Below are 16,203 nucleotides of genomic sequence, written 5' to 3'. Positions count from 1 at the left end.
CCACAGGTTAATGCACAAAACTTAACTCATGTCGTTCAGGCCGGCTGATTCGGCTTGTAGTCCTTCAGCAGCAGATACGTGCTCCACCCCCACCAGTCATTGGTCCACTGCTTGTCGTTCAGGTTGTTGACGTCCTTGCGCCGCAGCACCTTGTCGCCTTCAGCCTTGAACAGCGGTGAAAAGTTGTTCGCCGGGTTTTGCGCGGCGTTCAGGTCCGGCACGTACAACGGCGCCTTGAAGTTGGCCGGGGAGGGTGCCACGCCGCTGATAAACGTTTCGAAGATTTCGTCGGCCGAAGCCTGCACGGAACGTTTGACCATGGCCCGGTTGGCCGCGTCGTTACTGTCGAAATAACGTTTATCGCCGTAGGCGTGCCACTGATCGCCCAAAGCGTTGCGCACATTGAGCCCGAACTTGCTGTCTTCATCGTGCATGAAGCGGCTGATCAGCGAGCCCAGTTCACCCGGTGTCACCACCGCCGCCAGTTGTTTGCGCGGAACCCGCAGGTGGCCGGCAGAAAACAGGTCGGTCAAAAAATGATCAGCAAAGCTGTTCATCGCGTAGGCCAGTTCCAGCGCCTGGTCGGTGCCGGTCTGATGGGCCACGACTGCTTGTTGCAGCGCCGCTGTATGGCCCGCGAGGTAGGCCGCCAACGCCCACTCGCCGAAGTGGTCGGCATTGTCTGCCGCCAGTTTCAGGTAACGCCCCAGGGGAACCAACGCCGACACGGCACTGCCGCCGCCGGTGATGCGGTTCCATTCTTCCGACAACGTGTCACCCAACGCGTCATAGGCCTCGTGGGGTTGCTTGCCGTCCTTGATCGCCTGGTTGACCGCGTTGATCTCCTTTTGCATCACGGCCAGGATTTTGCCCGCTTCCTCCCGTGATGCCGGGAGTACCGCCAGCGAGTTGAACGCATCGGTAAAGCGCTGCACGCGATCGGCGGGCGATGTGCCTTCGTTGATGGGGCGCCCGGGAATGCCATAGAAATCGCCGCCCAGGGCGATGATTTGGCCATAGCGCAGGGCAAGGCCGTTGGGCAGGTGCAATTCGACCTGCCGGGCGGGAATCGCCGGGGCATCCTTGACGAAGCGCAACAGGGTGTCGTCGCCGATGGCGGTGTGTTCACCGCCTTCAAAACGCAGGGTGGGCGGGGTTTTTTCAGGTGCAGCGAGATCAAGACCTGACATGTTAGCTCCTTGCTATGTCGTAGGAATCTTCCTTAATAGCTGTATGTATATACAGCTAAAGCGAGCATAGAGGAGAAATTTCCTACGTCAAGGCAGGCGTGTACAAATCCCGAACCGGTAGAAGGTCGATGAATTGCAGTTGACGAATATTTTTATAGTTGTACGATGACGTACGACATCAAGATAACCATCCGTAATCTCACAACAGAAAGTCTTCGCCCAGGGTGTTCGAATAATGAATCCACAAGAACTGAAGTCCATCCTCTCTCACGGTCTGCTGTCTTTCCCGGTGACCGATTTCAACGCCCAGGGTGATTTCCACCAGGCGGGCTACATCAAGCGTCTGGAATGGCTGGCCCCTTACGGCGCGACTGCCTTGTTCGCCGCTGGCGGCACCGGTGAGTTTTTCTCCCTGGCGGCCAGCGAATATTCGCAAGTGGTGAAAACCGCGGTGGATACCTGCGCCACCAGCGTGCCGATTCTTGCCGGTGTCGGCGGTGCCACTCGCCAAGCCATCGAGTACGCCCAGGAAGCCGAGCGTCTGGGCGCCAAAGGCCTGCTGCTGCTGCCGCACTACCTGACCGAAGCCAGCCAGGACGGGGTTGCCGCCCACGTTGAAGCGGTGTGCAAGTCGGTCAAGATCGGCGTCGTGGTCTACAACCGCAACGTCTGCCGCCTGACCGCGCCGCTGCTGGAACGCCTGGCCGAGCGCTGCCCGAACCTGATCGGCTACAAGGACGGCCTGGGTGACATCGAATTGATGGTGTCGATCCGCCGCCGCCTTGGTGACCGTTTCAGCTACCTGGGCGGCTTGCCGACTGCAGAGGTTTACGCCGCTGCCTACAAGGCCCTGGGCGTGCCGGTGTACTCCTCGGCGGTGTTTAACTTCATTCCGAAAACCGCGATGGATTTCTACCACGCCATTGCCCGGGAAGATCACGCCACCGTCGGCAAGATCATCGACGACTTCTTCCTGCCGTACCTCGACATCCGTAACCGCAAGGCCGGTTACGCCGTGAGCATCGTCAAGGCCGGGGCGAAAATCGTCGGCTATGACGCAGGCCCCGTGCGTACGCCGCTGACCGATCTGCTGCCGGAAGAATACGAAGCCCTGGCCGCGCTGATCGACAAGCAAGGCGCGCAATAACCCATCACCAAGGCCGCTGAGTAATCAGCGGCTTTTTGCGTCAGGAGAGAATTCGTGTCCCAAGCCAAGCGTTTTGAAAACTACATCGGTGGCCAGTGGGTTGCCGGCGCCGACTACTCGGCCAACATCAACCCGTCTGAGTTGTCTGATGTCATTGGCGAATACGCCAAGGCTGACCTCGCCCAGGTGCATGCCGCTATCGACGCTGCGCGCGCGGCATTCCCGGCGTGGTCCACGTCCGGCATCCAGGCGCGTCATGACTCCCTGGATAAAGTCGGCACTGAAATCCTTGCCCGTCGCGAAGAGCTCGGCACCCTGTTGGCCCGGGAAGAGGGCAAGACCCTGCCCGAAGCCATCGGCGAAGTGACCCGCGCCGGCAACATCTTCAAATTCTTCGCCGGTGAATGCCTGCGCCTGTCCGGCGACTACCTGCCGTCGGTGCGCCCGGGCGTCAACGTCGAAGTGACCCGTGAGGCCTTGGGCGTGGTTGGCCTGATCACGCCGTGGAACTTCCCGATCGCGATTCCTGCCTGGAAGATCGCCCCGGCCCTGGCCTACGGCAACTGCGTGGTGCTCAAGCCGGCTGAACTGGTGCCGGGTTGCGCCTGGGCCCTGGCCGAAATCATCTCCCGTGCAGGCTTCCCCGCCGGTGTGTTCAACCTGGTGATGGGCAGCGGCCGTGTGGTCGGCGATGCCATGGTCAACAGCCCGAAAGTCGACGGCATCAGCTTCACCGGCTCGGTGGGTGTGGGGCGTCAGATCGCTGTCAGCTGCGTGTCGCGCCAGGCCAAGGTGCAGTTGGAAATGGGCGGCAAGAACCCGCAGATCATTCTCGACGACGCCGACCTCAAGCAAGCCGTCGAGCTGTCGGTACAGAGCGCGTTCTACTCCACCGGTCAGCGTTGCACCGCTTCCAGCCGCTTTATCGTCACCGCCGGGATTCACGACCAGTTCGTCGCGGCCATGGCTGAGCGCATGAAGTCGATCAAGGTCGGCCACGCGCTGAAAACCGGTACCGACATTGGTCCGGTGGTTTCCCAGGCTCAGCTGGACCAGGACTTGAAATACATCGACATCGGCCAGAGCGAAGGTGCCCGGCTGGTCAGCGGTGGTGAGCTGGTGACGTGTGACACCGAAGGCTACTTCCTCGCGCCGACTCTGTTTGCCGACAGCGAAGCCGCGATGCGCATCAGCCGTGAAGAGATCTTCGGCCCGGTGGCCAACGTAGTGCGCGTGGCGGATTACGAGGCGGCGCTGGCGATGGCCAACGACACCGAGTTCGGCCTGTCGGCCGGTATCGCCACCACATCGCTGAAGTACGCCAACCACTTCAAGCGTCATTCCCAGGCCGGGATGGTGATGGTCAATCTGCCGACTGCCGGTGTGGATTACCACGTTCCATTCGGGGGCCGTAAGGGTTCATCCTACGGTTCGCGTGAGCAGGGTCGCTATGCGCAAGAGTTCTACACCGTGGTGAAAACCAGCTACATCGGTTCGTAACGCCAGCACTGTGGCGGGTCCGTGCCCGCCACAGGCTTACAATTTGATTACCCGCAAAAAAAATAATTAGTGGGAGTACATCTTCATGCAAGCGACCAAGCCGACTCACGTCCGCTATTTGATCCTGCTCATGCTGTTTCTGGTGACCACGATCAACTACGCCGACCGTGCCACCATTGCTATTGCCGGCTCCAGCCTGCAAAAAGACCTCGGCATTGACGCCGTCACCCTCGGCTATATCTTCTCCGCATTCGGTTGGGCCTACGTGGCCGGGCAAATTCCCGGCGGCTGGCTGCTGGACCGGTTCGGTTCGAAAAAGGTCTACGCCCTGAGCATTTTCACCTGGTCACTGTTCACCGTGCTGCAAGGCTATGTCGGTGAGTTCGGTGTCTCCACGGCCATCGTTGCGCTGTTCATGCTGCGGTTCCTGGTGGGCCTGGCTGAAGCGCCATCCTTCCCCGGAAATGCCCGCATTGTGGCGGCGTGGTTTCCTACCGCTGAACGCGGCACTGCCTCGGCGATCTTCAACTCGGCGCAGTACTTCGCCACCGTGTTGTTCGCACCGCTGATGGGCTGGATCGTCTACACCTTCGGCTGGCAGCACGTGTTTGTGGTGATGGGCGGCATCGGCATCGTGTTCTCGCTGATCTGGCTGAAAGTTATCCACAGCCCGCGCCAGCACCCGATGATCAACGAAGCCGAGTTCCAGCACATCGCAGCCAACGGCGCGATGGTCGACATGGATCAGGACAAGGGCAAAGGCAAGAAAACCGACGGGCCGAAGTGGGATTACATCCGTCAGTTGCTGACCAACCGCATGATGCTCGGCGTCTACCTGGGCCAGTACTGCATCAACGGCATCACCTATTTCTTCCTGACCTGGTTCCCGGTGTACCTGGTCCAGGAGCGCGGCATGACCATCCTCAAGGCCGGCTTTATCGCCTCGTTGCCAGCGATCTGCGGTTTTATCGGCGGCGTATTGGGCGGGGTGATTTCCGACTACCTGCTGCGTAAAGGCCATTCCCTGACCTTCGCCCGCAAGGCGCCGATCATTGGCGGCTTGCTGATTTCCAGCAGCATCGTCGCGTGCAACTACGTGGACATTGAATGGATGGTGGTGGGCTTCATGGCCCTGGCCTTCTTCGGTAAAGGCGTTGGCGCACTGGGTTGGGCGGTGGTGTCCGACACCTCGCCGAAACAAATCGCTGGCCTGAGTGGCGGTTTGTTCAATATGTTCGGCAACCTGGCGTCCATCAGCACACCGATCGTGATCGGCTACATCATCAGCACCACCGGTTCCTTCAAATGGGCCTTGGTGTTTGTGGGTGCCAACGCGTTGCTGGCGGTGTTCAGCTACCTGGTGATTGTCGGCCCGATCAAGCGTGTGGTGCTCAAAGAGCCGCCGGCCAACGGCCCTGAGCTGACTAAACTTTCTCAAGCGCATTCCTGAAGGGGCCCGCGTCATGCAGTTGATTGAACATGCCGATTCGCCACGCTCCATCCGTTTGCACGCGCTGGATAACGTGGTGATTGTGGTCAACGACCAGGGCGTACCGGCGGGGACCGAGTTTCCCGACGGCCTGGTGACGGTGGATTTCATTCCCCAAAGCCACAAGGTGACCCTGGAAGACATCCCCGAAGGCGGTCGGATCATTCGCTACGGCCAGACCATCGGGTATGCCTTGCGCCCGATTCCCCGCGGCAGTTGGGTTCAGGAAGATCAACTGCGCATGCCCACGGCGCCGCCCCTGGACAGCTTGCCGTTGTCCACCGAGGTGCCCGAGGCGCAGGCGGCGCTGGAAGGGTTTACCTTCGAAGGTTATCGCAACGCTGACGGTACGGTCGGCACGCGCAATATCCTTGGCATCACCACCACGGTGCAGTGCGTCACGGGCGTGCTGGACCACGCGGTGAAGCGCATCAAGGACGAGCTGCTGCCCAAGTATCCGAACGTCGATGACGTGGTCGCGCTGACCCACAGCTACGGCTGCGGCGTGGCGATTACCGCCACCGACGCCTACATCCCGATTCGCACCGTGCGTAACCTGGCGCGCAACCCGAACCTGGGCGGTGAGGCCCTGGTGATCAGCCTCGGTTGCGAGAAATTGCAGGCCGGGCAGGTGATGCACGACAACGACCGCTCGGTAGACCTGAGTGAGCCTTGGCTGTATCGGTTGCAGGACTCCAGCCACGGCTTTACCGAAATGATCGAACAGATCATGGAATTGGCCGAAACCCGTCTGAAGAAACTCGACCTGCGCCGGCGGGAAACCGTACCGGCGTCGGAGTTGATCCTCGGCATGCAGTGCGGTGGCAGCGATGCATTCTCAGGGATTACCGCCAACCCGGCGCTGGGTTATGCCTCGGATTTGCTGCTGCGGGCGGGCGCGACGGTGATGTTCTCCGAAGTGACCGAAGTGCGCGATGCGATCTACCTGCTGACGTCCCGTGCACAGAACCAGGACGTGGCCCGGGAGCTGGTGCGGGAAATGGACCGGTACGATCGCTACCTGGCCAAGGGCGAGGCGGATCGCAGCGCCAACACCACGCCGGGCAACAAGAAGGGCGGGTTGTCGAATATTGTCGAGAAGTCGCTGGGCTCTATCGTCAAGTCGGGCAGCAGTGCGATCAATGGCGTGCTTGGCCCGGGTGAACGGTTCAATCGCAAGGGCCTGATTTTTTGCGCGACGCCGGCCAGTGATTTTGTGTGCGGTACGTTGCAGTTGGCGGCGGGGATGAACCTGCATGTGTTCACCACCGGGCGTGGTACGCCGTATGGGCTGGCGATGGCGCCGGTGGTGAAGGTCTCGACGCGCACCGAGCTGGCGCAGCGCTGGCCGGACCTGATTGATATCGATGCCGGGCGGATAGCCACCGGGCGCGCGACGATCGAGGAGCTGGGTTGGGAGTTGTTCCACTTCTATCTGGACGTGGCCAGCGGCAAGAAGCAGACCTGGGCGGAGCAGCACAAGCTGCACAATGACATCACGTTGTTCAACCCGGCGCCGATCACCTGAGACAGATGTGCACTGTGTGGGAGCTGGCTTGCCTGCGATAGCGGTAGGCCAGTCAACAATGATGTTTGCTGTACCGACGCCATCGCAGGCAAGCCAGCTCCCACATTTGATCGGTGTGCTCCAGACGAACCTGTGCCAGGTGGCTTATCATTAGCCACCTACCGACGCCCACCCAAGGTTCTCCCCGGCATGCTGGCAATTTTCCTACAAACCCTGAATATCACCGCGCCGGTGTTTGCCATGCTGTTCCTGGGCGTCCTGCTCAAGCGCATCAATTGGATCAACGACAACTTTATCCACATCGCCTCGGCCCTGGTGTTCAACGTCACCATGCCGGCCTTGCTGTTCCTCGGGATTCTCCACGCCGACCTGCATTCAGCCCTCAAACCCGGGCTGTTGATCTACTTCGCCGTGGCCACGTTGCTGAGCTTCGCCCTGGCCTGGGGCTGGGCGATCTTTCGTTGCCCCCGGGAAGATCGCGGCATTTACGCCCAGGGTGCGTTTCGCGGCAACAACGGCGTGATCGGCCTGGCCCTGGCGGCCAGCATGTATGGCGACTACGGGATTTCCCTCGGCGCGGTGCTCGCGGCGCTGGTGATCCTGTTCTACAACACCCTGTCGACCATTGTGCTGGCGGTGTACAGCCCGGTGATCAAGTCCGACCCGTGGAGCATCTTCAAGAGCGTGCTGGCCAACCCGTTGATCATCAGCGTGATCGCGGCGGCGCCTTTCGCGTATTTCCAGATTGGCCTGCCCGGCTGGCTGGAATCTTCCGGGCAGTACCTGGCGGACATGACCTTGCCACTGGCGCTGATCTGTATCGGCGGTACCCTGTCGTTGGCGGCGCTGCGCAAAAGCGGTGACATGGCCCTGAGTGCCAGCCTGATGAAAATGGTCTGGCTGCCAGTGCTGGCCACCCTGGGGGCGTGGCTGATGGGGTTCCGTGGGCCGGAGTTGGGGATTCTGTTCCTGTACTTCGGCGCGCCCACGGCGGCGGCCAGTTTTGTGATGGCGCGGGCGGCGGAGGGCAATCATGAGCTGGCGGCCGCGATTATCGTGATCACCACCTTGATGGCGGCGGTGACCACGAATATCGGGATTTTCGTGTTGCAGGCAGGCGGCTGGATTTAAACGTCTTTCTGGTAACTGTCGATCACTTCCTGCGCGGCACGGAAGGCATCAATCGCTGCCGGCACACCGGCATACACCGCGCAATGCAGCAGCGCCTCGCGAATCTCCTCCACGGTGCACCCATTGTTCAGCGCGCCGCGCACATGGCCCTTGAGTTCCTGCGGGCACTTGAGGGCGGTCAAGGCGGCGAGGGTGATCAGGCTGCGGGTTTTCAGCGGCAACCCTTCACGATTCCACACGCTGCCCCAGGCATGCTCGTTGACGAAATCCTGCAGCGGCTGGCTGAACTCGGTGGCGTTGCCCAGCGCCCGATCGACAAACACATCACCCATTACCTGGCGGCGCATTTCAACGCCGGGCTTTTTCTGTTCGGTCATTGCGATTCCCTCTTGTGTTGGCGGCGCCAGGCTCGCAGCGAGGTGAACAACAGGAAAGCCACCAGCGCTGGCAGGACGTAATACAGCATCAGTTGTTCAAGCTTGTTGGCCAGCGGCATGCCGAAGGTGAACGACACCACATGCAGCCCATACACCAGGTACAGGCCCAGGAACACCAGGCCTTCGGCCCGAGTGACGCGGTAGCCCGAATAGAACACCGGCAGGCACAACGCGACCACGCCAAGCATCACCGGCAGGTCAAAATCCAGCGCGTTGGGCGACACCGACAGCGGCGAAGGTGCCACCAGGGCGGTAAAGCCCAGCACCCCGAGCAGGTTGAACAGGTTGCTGCCGATCACGTTGCCCACGGCAATTTCCCGCTGGCCGCGCAGGGCGGCGATCAACGAGGTGGCGAGGCACGGCAGCGAGGTGCCGACGCCAATCAGCGTCAGGCCGATGATGCGCTCCGACAGCCCGAGGTCCTCGGCCACGTCCACCGCGGCGCCCAGCAGCAGGTGCCCGGCGAGGACCAGGATCAGCAGCCCGCCGAGCATCAGCAGCACGCTGCTCAGCCACGGCGCCTGCACCACAATGTCCCGGGTACGGGGGCGGCGGGAGTGGCGGGTCTGGTAGAGCAGCACGCCGAGGTAGGCCACCAGGGCCACCAGCAGCAACAGGCCGTCGACGGGCGTCAGCTCTTCATTGGCGGCGAGCACAAACACCAGCAGGCTGGCGAGAATCATCACCGGGATGTCCAGGCGCACCAGTTGCCGCGAGACCCGCAGCGGGATGATCAGGGCCGACAGGCCAAGGGTCACCAGGGTATTGAAGATACTGCTGCCGATCACGCTGCCCACGGCGATGTCGGTATTATCGGCCAGGGTGGCTTGCAGGCTGATCGCCATTTGCGGCGCGCTGCTGCCGAAGGCGACGATGCTCAGGCCGATGATCAGCGGGCGTACCTTGAGGCTGGCCGCCAGGCGCACGGCGGCGCGCACCAGGACTTCGGCGCCGACGATCAACAGCAGCAGGCCGCTGATCAGTTCGATCATGCTAAAGAGCGAGAGGGCGGTTAATCCGAAAATGGCCTGGGCTCCGTGGGTCAGTTGCTGAGGGCTTGCACGCGAACACGCGCGGTGCCGTTGCTGATCATACCGAGCTGTTCGGCGGCTTTGCGTGAAAGGTCGATCAGGCGCCCACGGGTATGCGGGCCGCGGTCGTTGATGCGGACAACGACGCTTTTGTTGTTGTCGAGGTTGGTGACCTTCACCTGCGTGCCGAAGGGCAGGCGACGATGGGCGGCGGTCAGGGCATTCTGGTTGAACGGTTCACCGCTGGCAGTTCGGTTGCCGTGGTGTTTGGCGCCGTAGTAGGAGGCGGTGCCGGTTTCGTCGTAGCCGTTGGGGTCGATGAGGCCGCTGGCGCAGCCGGTGAGCAGTGAGAACAGGGCCAACAGGCCGAGTAGACGCTTCATTCAAGGTGTCCCCGAAAGTGATGTGGAAACCGGCTTATGTGGGAGCCGGGCTTGCCCGCGATGCAAACGCCTCGGTCTTTCAGGTGCACCGAGGTGATGCTATCGCAGGCAAGCCAGCTCCCACACAAGCCGGCTCCCGCAGTGAGGCGACCGCGATCAGCCTTCGAGCTTGCTTTTCAGCAGTTCGTTGACCTGTTGCGGGTTGGCCTTGCCTTTGGAGGCTTTCATTGCCTGGCCGACAAAGAAGCCGAACATTTTGCCGCGTTTGGCCTCATCTGCTGCACGGTATTGTTCAACCTGTTCGGCGTTGGCTGCCAACATCTCGTCGAGCACGGCCGAAATCGCGCCGCTGTCGGTGACTTGCTTCAGGCCGCGCTTCTCGATGATCTCGTCAGCGTTGCCTTCGCCTGCGGCCATGGCTTCAAACACGGTCTTGGCGATTTTGCCGGAGATGGTGTTGTCCTTGATCCGCAGCAACATGCCGCCCAACTGCTCGGCGGACACCGGTGCTTCGTCGATTTCCAGGCCCTGTTTGTTCAACAGGCTGCCCAGCTCAACCATCACCCAGTTGGCCGCCAGTTTGGCGTCGCCGGCAATGCTCACGACTTTTTCGAAGTAGTTGGCTTGCTCGCGGCTCGAAGCCAGGACGCTGGCGTCATACACCGAAAGACCGAACTGCTCCTGGAAGCGCTCGCGCTTTTGCGGCGGCAATTCCGGCAGGGTGGCGCGCACGTCAGCCAGGAACGAGTCCTCGATGACCACCGGCAACAGGTCCGGGTCGGGGAAGTAACGGTAGTCGTTGGCTTCCTCTTTGCTGCGCATGGCGCGGGTTTCGTCTTTGTTCGGGTCGTACAGGCGCGTCTGCTGGATCACCTTGCCGCCGTCTTCGATCAGTTCGATCTGGCGACGCACTTCGGTGTTGATCGCCTTCTCGATGAAACGGAACGAGTTGACGTTCTTGATCTCGCAGCGAGTGCCGTACTCGGCCTGGCCTTTTGGTCGCACCGACACGTTGCAGTCGCAACGCAGCGAACCTTCGGCCATGTTGCCGTCGCAAATGCCCAGGTAACGCACCAGCGCGTGGATCGTCTTGACGTAGGCCACGGCTTCCTTGGCGCTGCGCATGTCCGGCTCGGACACGATCTCCAGCAACGGCGTGCCGGCGCGGTTCAGGTCGATGCCGGTGGCGCCGTTGAATTCTTCGTGCAGGCTCTTGCCGGCATCTTCTTCCAGGTGCGCACGGGTCACGCCGACACGTTTGATGGTGCCGTCTTCCAGCGGGATGTCCAGGTAGCCCTTGCCGACGATCGGCAGTTCCATCTGGCTGATCTGGTAGCCCTTGGGCAGGTCCGGGTAGAAGTAGTTTTTACGGGCGAACACGTTGTGCTGGCCGATCTCGGCATCGATTGCGAGGCCGAACATCACCGCCATGCGCACCGCTTCCTGGTTCAGCACCGGCAGCACGCCGGGCATGCCCAGGTCTACGAGGCTGGCCTGGGTGTTGGGCTCGGAGCCGAACGTGGTGGCGCTACCGGAGAAAATCTTCGATTGGGTGGCGAGCTGGGTATGAATCTCCAGCCCGATCACGACTTCCCATTGCATAGTGTTCTCCTCAGAAGCCGGTAGGGGTGCGAGTGTGCCAGTCAGTGTTCAACTGGTACTGGTGCGCCACATTGAGCAGGCGGCCTTCCTGGAAATACGGGGCGAGCAGTTGCACGCCTACCGGCAAACCGTCGACGAAACCAGCAGGCATGGACAAGCCCGGCAGCCCCGCGAGGTTGGCGGTGATGGTGTACAGGTCTTCCAGGTACTCGGCGATCGGGTCGCCGGTCTTGGCGCCGATCTTCCAGGCCGGGTTCGGCGTGGTTGGGCCGAGGATCACGTCGACTTCATTAAAGGCAGCCATGAAGTCGTTCTTGATCAGGCGACGGATCTTTTGCGCCTTGAGGTAGTACGCGTCGTAGTAACCGGCCGACAGGGCGTAGGCACCGACCATGATCCGGCGCTGTACTTCCACACCGAAACCTTCGCCACGGGAGCGCTTGTAAAGGTCGGTGAGGTCTTTCGGGTTTTCGCAGCGGTAGCCGAAACGCACGCCGTCGAAACGCGACAGGTTGGAGGACGCTTCTGCCGGGGCGATCACGTAGTAGGCAGGAATCGCGTGCTGGTTGTTCGGCAGGCTGATTTCCTTGATCACGGCGCCGAGCTTTTCCAGCGCCTTGACGCTGTTGTGCACCAGTTCGGCAATGCGCGGATCGAGACCGGCGCTGAAATACTCTTTTGGCACGCCAATGCGCAGGCCTTTGATCGAGGTATTCAGGCTGGCGCTGTAGTCCGGCACGGGCTCGTCAATGCTGGTGGAGTCCTGCGGATCGAAGCCTGCCATGCCTTGTAACAATATTGCGCAGTCTTCAGCCGTGCGTGCCAGAGGGCCGCCCTGATCAAGACTGGAGGCATAGGCAATCATGCCCCAGCGGGAAACGCGACCGTAGGTCGGTTTCAAACCGGTGAGGTTGGTGAACGCGGCCGGTTGGCGGATCGAACCGCCGGTGTCGGTGGCCGTGGCGGCAGGTAACAGACGAGCGGCAACCGCGGCAGCCGAGCCGCCGGACGAACCGCCGGGCACGTGCTCAAGGTTCCACGGGTTTTTCACCGGGCCGTAGTGGCTCGACTCGTTGGCCGAGCCCATGGCGAATTCGTCCATGTTGGTCTTGCCCAGGGTCACAGCCCCGGCGGCAGCCAGCTTGGCGACCACGGTGGCGTCGTAGGGCGCCTTGAAATTGTCGAGCATCTTCGAGCCGCAACTGGTGCGAATGCCCTGGGTGCAGAACAGGTCTTTGTGGGCAATCGGCGCACCCAACAGGGCGCCGTTTTCACCGTTGGCGCGACGGGCGTCGGCGGCCTTGGCCTGGCTCAGGGCCAGTTCTTCGGTGATGCTGATGAAGCTGTTGACCGCAGGGTCCAGCTCGGCGATACGCGCCAGCAGGGTCTTGGTCAGCTCTTCGGAAGAAAACTTTTTGTCGGCGAGACCGCGGGCGATCTCGGCCAGAGTCAATTGATGCATTGCAGGCTCTTTCCCTTTAGTCGATGACTTTCGGAACCAGGTACAGGCCGTTTTCGACCGCTGGCGCGATGGACTGGTAAGCCTCGCGGTTATTGCGCTCGGTCACGACGTCGGCGCGCAGGCGCTGGCTGGCTTCCAGCGGGTGAGCCAGGGGCTCGATGCCGTCGGTATTCACGGCTTGCATTTGGTCGACCAGCCCGAGAATGCTGTTCAGGGCTGCGGTGGTCTGTGGAAGATCGGCTTCATTGAGGCCCAGGCAGGCCAAATGAGCGATTTTTTCCACGTCGGAGCGTTCAAGCGCCATGGGATTCTCCAGTGGAAAACAGAACGGAAGCTATCCGTGTGTTAGATTGTAGGAACACTACCGCATTTCTACGGTCATATGGCCGCGATTGTGGGGGTTGGTGCACAGAAAGTCGGCCAATTTAGCACATTGGCGCCTTGCCCAAAATCCCTGTCGTTGTTAGAGTTTGCCGCACTTTTTTACCCACGCGTTGCCTAGGGTCCCTTTCCCATGTTCAAGAAACTGCGTGGCATGTTTTCCAGCGATCTTTCCATCGACCTGGGCACTGCCAACACCCTTATTTACGTGCGCGAGCGCGGTATCGTCCTGAATGAGCCATCGGTTGTGGCCATTCGGACCCATGGTAATCAGAAAAGTGTCGTTGCCGTTGGCACCGAGGCCAAGCGCATGTTGGGCCGAACACCGGGCAACATTGCTGCCATTCGTCCGATGAAGGATGGCGTGATTGCCGACTTCAGCGTCTGCGAAAAGATGCTGCAGTACTTTATTAACAAGGTTCACGAAAACAGCTTCCTGCAGCCCAGCCCTCGTGTGCTGATCTGCGTTCCGTGCAAGTCCACCCAGGTGGAGCGTCGTGCCATCCGTGAATCGGCCCTTGGTGCCGGTGCCCGTGAAGTGTTCCTGATCGAAGAGCCAATGGCGGCTGCGATCGGTGCCGGCCTGCCGGTTGAAGAGGCGCGCGGCTCGATGGTGGTGGATATCGGTGGTGGTACCACTGAAATCGCCCTGATTTCCCTCAATGGTGTGGTGTATGCCGAATCCGTGCGGGTTGGCGGCGACCGCTTCGACGAAGCGATCATCACCTACGTGCGTCGTAACTACGGCAGCCTGATCGGCGAGTCCACCGCCGAGCGCATCAAGCAGGAAATCGGTACCGCTTACCCGGGCGGCGAAGTGCGCGAAGTGGATGTTCGCGGTCGCAACCTGGCCGAAGGCGTTCCACGTGCCTTTACCCTGAACTCCAATGAAGTGCTGGAAGCTCTGCAAGAGTCCCTGGCCACCATCGTTCAGGCTGTGAAGAGCGCCCTGGAGCAATCGCCTCCGGAACTGGCTTCCGATATCGCCGAGCGTGGCCTGGTGCTGACCGGTGGTGGCGCCTTGCTGCGCGACCTCGACAAGTTGCTGGCCCAGGAAACCGGTCTGCCAGTGATCGTCGCTGAAGACCCGCTGACCTGCGTTGCCCGTGGCGGTGGTCGTGCACTGGAAATGATGGATAAACACACCATGGACCTGCTCTCCAGCGAATAAGCGTTTGCTGGTTGGCCCATGCTTCGCCAACAGGCAGCACTTTGCAGTGCTGCCTGTTGGCGTTTATCTTCTTCAATCTGCATCCAGGCCGGTTTGATGCCGTATGAATAAAGAAAACATTTGCCCGGGAGGAGCGGCTTATTAAACCGCTTTTCTCCAAAGGCCCCTCATTGGGCGTGCGCCTGTTGGTGCTGGTCGTGCTATCGGTTGCGCTGATGGTGGTCGATGCCCGCTTCACACTGCTCAAGCCAGTGCGTAGCCAGATGTCGCTGGTCCTGATGCAGACTTACTGGATCACTGACCTGCCGCAGCGTCTTTACCAGGGCGTGGCCAGCCAATTTGGCAGCCGCACCGAACTGGTGGCCGAAAACGAAAAACTCAAGACCGAAAACCTGCTGTTGCAGGGGCGCATGCAAAAGCTGGCGGCCCTCACCGAGCAGAACGTTCGGCTGCGCGAGTTGCTCAATTCCTCTGCGCTGGTCAACGAAAAGGTCGAAGTGGCCGAGTTGATCGGCATGGACCCGAACCCCTTCACCCACCGCATCATCATCAACAAGGGTGAGCGCGACGGCGTGGTCCTTGGCCAGCCGGTGCTCGATGCCCGTGGCTTGATGGGCCAGGTGGTGGAGTTGATGCCTTATACCTCCCGCGTCCTGTTGCTGACTGACACCACCCACAGTATCCCGGTGCAAGTTAACCGCAACGGTCTGCGGGCGATTGCCAGCGGTACGGGTAACCCGGAGCGCCTGGAATTGCGCCACGTGGCTGATACTGCCGACATCAAGGAAGGCGACCTGCTGGTCAGTTCCGGCCTGGGTCAGCGGTTCCCGGCAGGCTACCCGGTCGCGACGGTCAAGGAAGTGATCCACGATTCCGGCCAGCCGTTCGCCATCGTGCGCGCCGTGCCGACCGCCGCGTTGAACCGCAGCCGTTACCTGTTGCTGGTGTTCAGTGACAACCGCACCCCGGAAGAGCGCGCCAACGAAGCCGCCCAGGCCCAGGAAGCGGAAGACAAGCAAAACGGCACTGCGCCGATCATTCCGGCCACCGTGCCAAAGCCGGCTGCACCTGCCGCCCCGGCTGCTGCTCCGGCAACCCCAGTCGCGCCTGTCGCAACCCCGGCCAAGCCGGTGGCCCATAGCGCGCGTCCGGCCAAGCCTGCGGCTGCTGCACCTGCCGCTGCCAAACCGCCCGCCGCCAAGCCACCGGCAGCGGCCCCGGCAACCACTCGGCAGAGGGAAGAATAATGGCCGGTACTCATTCGCGTAACGGCTGGATCGTCTGGCTGACCTTCGCCATCGGCTTGCTGCTCAGCGTTTCGCCGTTGCCGCAATTCATGGAAATCCTGCGTCCGCTATGGCTCGCCTTGCTGCTGGCGTTCTGGGCCCTGGCGTTGCCGCACAAGGTCGGGATGGTCACGGCCATGTGCCTCGGGCTGATGGAAGACGTGCTCTACGGCACGTTGCTCGGCCAGAACGCGCTGATCCTGACCCTGATTACCTTCCTGGTGCTGTCGTTGCAGCAGCGCCTTCGCATGTTCCCGATGTGGCAGCAGTGCCTGGTGATCCTGGTGATCTTCGGCCTGGCGCAGCTGGTACAGCTGTGGCTCAGTGCCTTGACCGGCAACCGCCAACCGACCCTGGCGCTGGTGTTGCCCGCCCTGGTCAGTGCGTTGTTGTGGCCCTGGATCAGTTTCGGCCTGCGTGGATTGCGTCGTCGCTATAAAATCAATTGAATGGATCGCGAGGCTC

General features: G+C 61.3%; 15 protein-coding genes. 8 read left to right on the top strand and 7 right to left on the bottom strand.

The window, feature by feature from the left end; all coding sequences use genetic code 11:
• Positions 1-35: 35 nt before the first annotated feature.
• Entirely contained in the window at positions 36-1,190 is a 1,155-nt protein-coding gene (locus tag JFV30_RS24195; protein ID WP_201125371.1) for a phospholipase, read from the bottom strand.
• Between the two features lie 235 nt (positions 1,191-1,425).
• On the opposite strand from JFV30_RS24195, the gene kdgD reads away from it, so the two are divergent.
• From kdgD to JFV30_RS24170, 5 genes are all read left to right on the top strand, one after another.
• Positions 1,426-2,337 carry a 5-dehydro-4-deoxyglucarate dehydratase gene (gene kdgD, locus JFV30_RS24190; protein WP_003216058.1) on the top strand — a complete coding sequence of 304 codons (912 nt, stop codon included), beginning with the start codon at positions 1,426-1,428 and terminating at the stop codon, positions 2,335-2,337.
• 54 nt (positions 2,338-2,391) lie between these two features.
• Positions 2,392-3,837 carry an aldehyde dehydrogenase family protein gene (locus JFV30_RS24185; RefSeq protein ID WP_003216060.1) on the top strand — a complete coding sequence of 482 codons (1,446 nt, stop codon included), beginning with the start codon at positions 2,392-2,394 and terminating at the stop codon, positions 3,835-3,837.
• 85 nt (positions 3,838-3,922) lie between these two features.
• Positions 3,923-5,287 (top strand): MFS transporter, encoded by a 1,365-nt coding sequence (locus JFV30_RS24180; RefSeq protein WP_010170736.1) that lies wholly within the window; start codon positions 3,923-3,925, stop codon positions 5,285-5,287.
• A gap of 13 nt (positions 5,288-5,300) precedes the next feature.
• A complete protein-coding gene (garD, locus tag JFV30_RS24175) occupies positions 5,301-6,854 on the top strand; it encodes a galactarate dehydratase (protein WP_201125370.1) in 1,554 nt (517 codons plus the stop codon).
• A 189-nt stretch (positions 6,855-7,043) separates the two neighbouring features.
• The gene (locus JFV30_RS24170) at positions 7,044-7,985 is read left to right on the top strand and encodes an AEC family transporter (protein ID WP_201125369.1); all 942 of its coding nucleotides are present in this window, start codon (positions 7,044-7,046) and stop codon (positions 7,983-7,985) included.
• On the opposite strand, the gene JFV30_RS24165 is transcribed toward JFV30_RS24170, so the two are convergent.
• The 6 genes from JFV30_RS24165 to gatC all read right to left on the bottom strand — a co-directional run bounded on the left by JFV30_RS24165 (position 7,982) and on the right by gatC (position 13,204).
• Positions 7,982-8,362 carry a carboxymuconolactone decarboxylase family protein gene (locus JFV30_RS24165; RefSeq protein WP_088422719.1) on the bottom strand — a complete coding sequence of 127 codons (381 nt, stop codon included), beginning with the start codon at positions 8,360-8,362 and terminating at the stop codon, positions 7,982-7,984. The two genes, JFV30_RS24170 and JFV30_RS24165, sit on opposite strands and share 4 nt — an antisense overlap.
• Positions 8,359-9,414 (bottom strand): calcium/sodium antiporter, encoded by a 1,056-nt coding sequence (locus JFV30_RS24160; protein WP_010170727.1) that lies wholly within the window; start codon positions 9,412-9,414, stop codon positions 8,359-8,361. The genes JFV30_RS24165 and JFV30_RS24160 overlap by 4 nt, the downstream gene beginning before the upstream one ends.
• A 50-nt stretch (positions 9,415-9,464) precedes the next feature.
• Complete coding sequence (locus JFV30_RS24155) at positions 9,465-9,836, bottom strand: septal ring lytic transglycosylase RlpA family protein (protein ID WP_010170725.1); 372 nt, start codon at positions 9,834-9,836, stop codon at positions 9,465-9,467.
• 156 nt (positions 9,837-9,992) lie between these two features.
• Entirely contained in the window at positions 9,993-11,438 is a 1,446-nt protein-coding gene (gene gatB, locus JFV30_RS24150; protein ID WP_010170723.1) for an Asp-tRNA(Asn)/Glu-tRNA(Gln) amidotransferase subunit GatB, read from the bottom strand.
• Between the two features lie 10 nt (positions 11,439-11,448).
• Positions 11,449-12,900 carry an Asp-tRNA(Asn)/Glu-tRNA(Gln) amidotransferase subunit GatA gene (gene gatA, locus JFV30_RS24145; protein WP_169386306.1) on the bottom strand — a complete coding sequence of 484 codons (1,452 nt, stop codon included), beginning with the start codon at positions 12,898-12,900 and terminating at the stop codon, positions 11,449-11,451.
• A gap of 16 nt (positions 12,901-12,916) precedes the next feature.
• Positions 12,917-13,204: an Asp-tRNA(Asn)/Glu-tRNA(Gln) amidotransferase subunit GatC gene (gene gatC / locus JFV30_RS24140; protein WP_003216077.1), complete on the bottom strand. Its 288-nt coding sequence runs from the start codon at positions 13,202-13,204 to the stop codon at positions 12,917-12,919.
• 210 nt (positions 13,205-13,414) lie between these two features.
• Here gatC and mreB point away from each other — a divergent pair, with 210 nt between their 5' ends.
• From mreB to mreD, 3 genes are all read left to right on the top strand, one after another.
• Positions 13,415-14,452: a rod shape-determining protein MreB gene (gene mreB / locus JFV30_RS24135; RefSeq protein ID WP_002555108.1), complete on the top strand. Its 1,038-nt coding sequence runs from the start codon at positions 13,415-13,417 to the stop codon at positions 14,450-14,452.
• 140 nt (positions 14,453-14,592) lie between these two features.
• A complete protein-coding gene (mreC, locus tag JFV30_RS24130) occupies positions 14,593-15,699 on the top strand; it encodes a rod shape-determining protein MreC (RefSeq protein ID WP_081480076.1) in 1,107 nt (368 codons plus the stop codon).
• Positions 15,699-16,187 carry a rod shape-determining protein MreD gene (gene mreD, locus JFV30_RS24125; protein ID WP_010170623.1) on the top strand — a complete coding sequence of 163 codons (489 nt, stop codon included), beginning with the start codon at positions 15,699-15,701 and terminating at the stop codon, positions 16,185-16,187. Before mreC ends, mreD begins: the two co-directional genes overlap by 1 nt.
• Positions 16,188-16,203 lie beyond the last annotated feature (16 nt).

This window comes from Pseudomonas sp. TH32 (assembly GCF_016650855.1).
GTDB lineage: Bacteria > Pseudomonadota > Gammaproteobacteria > Pseudomonadales > Pseudomonadaceae > Aquipseudomonas.
The sequence above is the reverse complement of the archived record's forward strand: the minus strand, read 5'-3'. Positions and strand labels throughout refer to the sequence as shown.

Bases quoted from the DNA above. Each gene is read 5' to 3' on its own strand.
- JFV30_RS24195 (WP_201125371.1), bottom strand. From the start codon at position 1,190: ATGTCAGGTCTTGATCTCGCTGCACCTGAAAAAACCCCGCCCACCCTG.
- kdgD (WP_003216058.1), top strand. From the start codon at position 1,426: ATGAATCCACAAGAACTGAAGTCCATCCTCTCTCACGGTCTGCTGTCT.
- JFV30_RS24180 (WP_010170736.1), top strand. From the start codon at position 3,923: ATGCAAGCGACCAAGCCGACTCACGTCCGCTATTTGATCCTGCTCATG.
- garD (WP_201125370.1), top strand. From the start codon at position 5,301: ATGCAGTTGATTGAACATGCCGATTCGCCACGCTCCATCCGTTTGCAC.
- JFV30_RS24170 (WP_201125369.1), top strand. From the start codon at position 7,044: ATGCTGGCAATTTTCCTACAAACCCTGAATATCACCGCGCCGGTGTTT.
- JFV30_RS24165 (WP_088422719.1), bottom strand. From the start codon at position 8,362: ATGACCGAACAGAAAAAGCCCGGCGTTGAAATGCGCCGCCAGGTAATG.
- JFV30_RS24160 (WP_010170727.1), bottom strand. From the start codon at position 9,414: ATGATCGAACTGATCAGCGGCCTGCTGCTGTTGATCGTCGGCGCCGAA.
- JFV30_RS24155 (WP_010170725.1), bottom strand. From the start codon at position 9,836: ATGAAGCGTCTACTCGGCCTGTTGGCCCTGTTCTCACTGCTCACCGGC.
- gatB (WP_010170723.1), bottom strand. From the start codon at position 11,438: ATGCAATGGGAAGTCGTGATCGGGCTGGAGATTCATACCCAGCTCGCC.
- gatA (WP_169386306.1), bottom strand. From the start codon at position 12,900: ATGCATCAATTGACTCTGGCCGAGATCGCCCGCGGTCTCGCCGACAAA.
- gatC (WP_003216077.1), bottom strand. From the start codon at position 13,204: ATGGCGCTTGAACGCTCCGACGTGGAAAAAATCGCTCATTTGGCCTGC.
- mreB (WP_002555108.1), top strand. From the start codon at position 13,415: ATGTTCAAGAAACTGCGTGGCATGTTTTCCAGCGATCTTTCCATCGAC.
- mreD (WP_010170623.1), top strand. From the start codon at position 15,699: ATGGCCGGTACTCATTCGCGTAACGGCTGGATCGTCTGGCTGACCTTC.